Here is a 508-nt window from a genome sequence, read left to right as displayed (position 1 = left end):
CCAGTTTGTTTAAGGCGCCACTAGCTCCAGGATGGCAGCGTACTTTTTTTAGTAAAAGTGCCAAGGGCAGCTTGTCACAAGTGTCCAATGATGAATTGCGCGCGCGCTTGACGCCGGACTACGCGCCGATGTGCAAGCGCATGATTTCATCCCCAACGTTCTATAAAGCGGTGCAGCAATCTAATGTCGAGATTTGCACTACCCATATCGGGCGTATTGATCCCAAAGGAGTCATTACAAAGGATGGTCAGCTTCACAAGTTTGATATCTTAGTCTTTGCCACAGGCTTTCATGCGCAGTCCTATATGCGTCCAATGCAAGTAACGGGTCGTGACGGTATGGCTTTGGATACCGCTTGGAATGAGGGGCCAATCGCTCATAACACTACGATGATCCCAGGTTTTCCAAATCTATTTACGCTTATGGGCCCTAACAGCCCTATTGGTAACTCATCGCTAGTCCCTATTGCAGAGGCGCAAGCAGAGTACGTGATAAAATGGATGGATCG

Annotated in this window: 1 pseudogene; it reads left to right on the top strand. The window is 48.6% G+C overall.

The window, feature by feature from the left end:
• Positions 1-508 (top strand): annotated as a pseudogene (locus ACTXGO_RS16685) (hypothetical protein); the annotation flags it as partial.

This window comes from Psychrobacter sp. T6-1, assembly GCF_052258445.1.
The sequence above is the reverse complement of the archived record's forward strand: the minus strand, read 5'-3'. Positions and strand labels throughout refer to the sequence as shown.